The sequence below is a fragment of the Kitasatospora sp. NPDC036993 genome (assembly GCF_055607525.1).
Genome location: NZ_JBVJRP010000043.1, coordinates 1 through 4274 on the forward strand (window position 1 = coordinate 1; position 4274 = coordinate 4274).

Below are 4274 nucleotides of genomic sequence, written 5' to 3' on the forward strand. Positions count from 1 at the left end.
GGTTACATTCCGAACCCGGAAGCTAAGCCTTACAGCGCCGATGGTACTGCAGGGGGGACCCTGTGGGAGAGTAGGACGCCGCCGAACAATTATTCCGAAAAGCCCCTGATCCCAACGGATCGGGGGCTTTTCGCATATCCGGAGTCGCCGGCGTCGGATGGCTTATTCGTCGGACCCGGACTCGGACCCGGACTCCGCCTCGGGGTCGGAGTCGGACTGCGGTTGCTCGGTGGGCGGTTGCCCCTGGGCCTGGGCCTGGGCCTGGGCCTGGGCCGGCTGCTGGGCATCGGGCTGTGGCGTTTGAGGAGCCTGGGGTGCCTGAGGTGACTGGGAAGCCTGCGCCGATGGTTGGGCTGAGGCTTGAGCCGACGCCTGAGTCGGATCGGCGGGAGTCACCGGAGCCTCCGCCGTCCCCCAGGCCGGCCGACCGAGCCACTTGTCCGTGCTGTTGGTGAGACGGGCGACGCCCGTACCGTCCGGCCGCATGCTGTAGAGGTCGGCGCCGGCACCCGCGGGGGCTTGGGTGAAGACGATGGACTTGCCGTCGGGCGCGTAGGCGGCCGTGCCGTAGTAGGCGTCCGAGGGCGCGGGAGTGAGGGCACCGATGGCGGTGCCGTCGGGATGAACGGTGTAGATCCCGCCGCCGGGGGCGTTGTCGGGGCCGGCCGGGTAGGTGGTGAAGAGGATCTGGGTGCCGTCGGGGGACCAGTCCGCGCGGTCGCCGGCGCGTAGCTCCCAGGGGGTGAGCTGTCGCAGCCCGGTGCCGTCCGCGCTGACCACGTAGATGGCCCGGCTGCCGGCGGGCTGGCCGGTGCCGCTGGTGCGGTACTCGAAGCTGAGCTGTCTGCCGTCGGGGGACCAGCTGGGATTGCTGACCGTACCCGAGTAGGGCTTGTCGTTGGTGAGGAAGGTGAGCCGCTGGACGTCAGTGCCCTCGGGGCTCATCAGGTAGAGGTCCGAGTACTGGATCTGGTGGTTGCCGGACGGGTCCAGGGCGCCCCAGGAGCGGCTGAAGGCGACCTGCTTGCCGTCTGGGGAGAAGGCGGGGGCGCGTTCGTCCTCGTTGGCGCAGTCGGCGGTGCCGCCGTCGCAGAGCTGGCTGACCTGGTGCTCGGTGCCGCCGGTGGTGGGGACGGTCCAGAGCCGGGCGGTGCCGGTCTGCGGGTCGGTGCGGTCGAAGGCGATGGTGGTGCCGTCGGGGGACCAGTCCGGGCGGTCGTCGAAGGTGCGGGCGGGCGGCTGGGTGACCTGGCGCTGGTCGCCGCCGTCGGGGGAGAGGGTGACGATCGCGCTGCCGGTGCGGGCGGCGTCGGTGTAGGCGCGGCTGACGATCAGTCCGTTGTGTGCGGCCGCCGCAGGGCCTCCGATGGCCGCGCCGACCACACCGGGGGTCGCGGTGGGCGTGGCCTCGGGAGTGGCGGCGGGGGTCTCCGGCCGGGTCTCCGAGAGCGGGATGTCCCCGGGCTCGGCCCCGCAGCCGGTGAGCAGGGCGCCCATCAGCAGAAGGCCCGCACCGGCGCTCGCGCGGGTGCGGGCCCTGCCCGTGGGTGACTGCCGTGTGCCGGTGATCCGTGTCATCTCCGCCTCCGAGCCTTCCGACCGATCCGACGTGTGCCCCCGCCGCGGATTCAGGACGAAGGCCCCTGAAAGGAGCTGTCACTGTGTCAGACGGTCGGCTTCGGCGGCCGGGCGACACGCGACGGGACGCGCTCGCTCGGTCGCACGGAGTAGGCATCGGAAGCGGAGGCGGCAGCAGGGAAAGGGGACGACCGGGAAGAGGAGGGCTGCGGCTCAGCCCCGGGCGGCGCGGCGCTCGGCCTTGGCGAGGGCCTCCGCCTCGTCCTCGGCCTCGGCGACCTCCAGGGTGGGCGCGGTCCCGCCGAGCTGGGCGGGCAGCCACCAGGTGTCGTCCGGGCCGGAGGGCTTGCCGGGGTACTCGCGCTGGGCCCGGTCGAGCATCTCGCTCATGGCGGCGCGCAGCCGCCGGGTGACCATCACGGGCTTGTCGCCCGGTCCGAGGTGGATCGGTTCGCCGATCATGATGGTGACCGGGACGTGCCGCTTGGTCAGGGTCTTCGGGCGTCCCTTGGTCCAGAGCTGCTGGGTGCCCCAGAGCACGACGGGCAGCAGCGGGGCGCCGGAGTCGGCGGCCATCCGGGCGGCGCCGGTCTTGAACTTCTTCAGCATGAAGGAGCGGCTGATGGTCGCCTCGGGGAACACCCCGACCACCTCGCCGGCCTTGAGGGCGCGCACGGCGGCCTCGTAGGCGGGCTGGCCGTCGGTGCGGTCCACCGGGATGTGCTTCATGCCGCGCATCAGCGGGCCGGAGATCCGGTGCTTGAAGACGTCGTCCTTGGCCATGAATCGGGTCTTGCGCTTACCGCCGCGGTACGCGCCGAGGCCCGCGAAGAGAAAGTCCAGGTAGCTGATGTGATTGCTGACCAGCACCGCTCCCCCCCTGGGGGGGATGTTTTCGGCGCCCACGATCTTGATCCGCACGTCCAGCGCGCGGAAGGCGGTGAGTGCGGCGCCGATCACCGGCGGGTACACGAACTCTGCCACGGTCAGTCCTGACTTCCAGGGCCGGAGCCCGGTTCGGCGGGTACCCGCGCCGTTGCGCGGGCGGTGCCGACCGGAGTACGGCACTCCGCGGCGCTCACGGGTGATTCACGGAGATGATCCCCCGAACGAGTGCCCGCTGTCACCTGAGCCGTGCGGTCAAGGGAATATTCGCGGTGTGATCTCCGTGATGAACTGCAAAGGGAACTTTTCCGTTCCCCGCATCAGGGAGTGCGGGCCTGACCGCGGACGGAGAATGCCCAGGTCGGAGCGGGGGTCGGGGCGCGCGGTCAGGTGCCGGCGGTGCGACGGCCCTGGGCTTGCCGGACCACGGGGTAGAGCTCGCAGCCCACGCAGTAGCCGAACACGGCGTTGGCGAGGGCGGCGGTGAGGGCGGCCGAGCCGCCGAGCAGGCCGAGCCAGGTCACCCCGGTGCCGAAGCCGAGGGCGCCGACCGCGGCGAACACCGTGAGGATGCCCTGGTCGAAGCGGAGCGGCCGCTCGTCCTCGGTCTCGGAGGGCGGGGCGAGCCGGGGGAGCACGAGCACCTGGAAGAGCCCGATGGAGGGGGAGAAGCGCAGGCCGCCGAACGCGCCGAGGGCGAAGGCGAGCGCCTGGGCGGACAGGAGGGCGCAGCTGCCGGTGCGCAGGACGAGGACCAGGACGACCGAGCTGAGCGCGGCGGCCAGGCGGGGGCCGCGGGGATCGGTCTGCAACAGGGGGCTCCGGGGATCGCGACGGACGGCGGCAGCGGCGGAGGCCTCAGCGCCGCAGGGGCGTCGAGTGACGGTCGGGGTCCACCGGCCGATCGTACGCGGCCGGGCCCTGGTGGTCGACCGGGTTTCGGGGTTCGCGGGCGCTGCCTCAGACTGGGGGGACGGCCGGGCCGGCGGCACGCGTTGTCCTCCTTTCGAGGGCGGCCGGGCCGGGTGGGCCGTGGTGCGCAGTGACGGGAGGTCGAGGGTGGGTGCCGAGGACGGGGCGGTACGGCTGTCGGAGGCGGAGCTGGGTGTGCCGTTGGGCGCGCGGGCGACGCTGGTGCAGTTCTCGACGGCCTTCTGCCAGCCCTGCCGGGCCACCCGGCGGGTGCTCTCGGAGGTGGCCGGGATGGTCGACGGGGTGGAGCACGTCGAGGTGGACGCCGAGGAGCGGCTGGAGCTGGTCCGCCGGTTGGAGGTCCGGCGGACGCCGACCGTCCTGGTGCTGGACGGGGGCGGCCGGGTGGTGCGGCGGGCGGCCGGTCAGCCGCGCACGGTGGACGTGATCGCGGCGCTCGGCCCGGTCGTGTGACCAATCGGGCCGTACTCGTTCCGCCCCGTCGGGTGGAGCGGGCCCCGGCCTGGGGCAGGATGGGCGCAGGCGGTCGAGCAGCCGAACGGCATAAGCTACTGGCCAGTAGTGACCACTGCGCTACCGCCGAGTATGCTGCCAGGAAGTTCCGGACCGGCACGGGAATTCGCTGCCCGGGGCGGGTACGTGCCGTGTTCGCGCCCGCTTGCACCGCCGCAGCCGCCGGACGAGACCAGTACAGGAGACAAGGCCGTGAGCTTGAGGATCGTTGTCTGTGTGAAGCACGTGCCGGACGCGACGGGTGACCGTCGTTTCGCGGACGACCTCACCACTGACCGGGAGGGTGTGGACGGCCTCCTGTCGGAGCTGGACGAGTACGGCGTGGAGCAGGCGCTGCGGATCGCGGAGGCGAACGAGGGCGCCGA

4 protein-coding genes, 1 rRNA gene and 1 pseudogene are annotated in these 4274 nt (G+C 72.3%); 3 read left to right on the plus strand and 3 right to left on the minus strand.

Going from position 1 to position 4274, the window contains the following annotated elements:
• Positions 1-87, plus strand: a 5S ribosomal RNA gene (rrf, locus tag ACZ7C5_RS37760); the annotation flags it as partial.
• A 75-nt stretch (positions 88-162) separates the two neighbouring features.
• On the opposite strand, the gene ACZ7C5_RS37765 is transcribed toward rrf, so the two are convergent.
• The 3 genes from ACZ7C5_RS37765 to ACZ7C5_RS37775 form a co-directional block, all read right to left on the minus strand.
• Positions 163-1578 carry a TolB family protein gene (locus ACZ7C5_RS37765; RefSeq protein WP_470324439.1) on the minus strand — a complete coding sequence of 472 codons (1416 nt, stop codon included), beginning with the start codon at positions 1576-1578 and terminating at the stop codon, positions 163-165.
• A 213-nt stretch (positions 1579-1791) separates the two neighbouring features.
• Positions 1792-2562 (minus strand): lysophospholipid acyltransferase family protein, encoded by a 771-nt coding sequence (locus tag ACZ7C5_RS37770; protein ID WP_401092849.1) that lies wholly within the window; start codon positions 2560-2562, stop codon positions 1792-1794.
• A 287-nt stretch (positions 2563-2849) separates the two neighbouring features.
• Positions 2850-3275, minus strand: coding sequence for a DUF4395 domain-containing protein (locus ACZ7C5_RS37775; protein ID WP_470324440.1), 426 nt, complete (start codon positions 3273-3275; stop codon positions 2850-2852).
• 247 nt (positions 3276-3522) lie between these two features.
• Here ACZ7C5_RS37775 and ACZ7C5_RS37780 point away from each other — a divergent pair, with 247 nt between their 5' ends.
• Entirely contained in the window at positions 3523-3849 is a 327-nt protein-coding gene (locus ACZ7C5_RS37780) for a thioredoxin family protein (RefSeq protein ID WP_401092853.1), read from the plus strand.
• Positions 3850-4101: 252 nt separating this feature from the next.
• A pseudogene (locus ACZ7C5_RS37785) lies at positions 4102-4274 on the plus strand (electron transfer flavoprotein subunit beta); the annotation flags it as partial.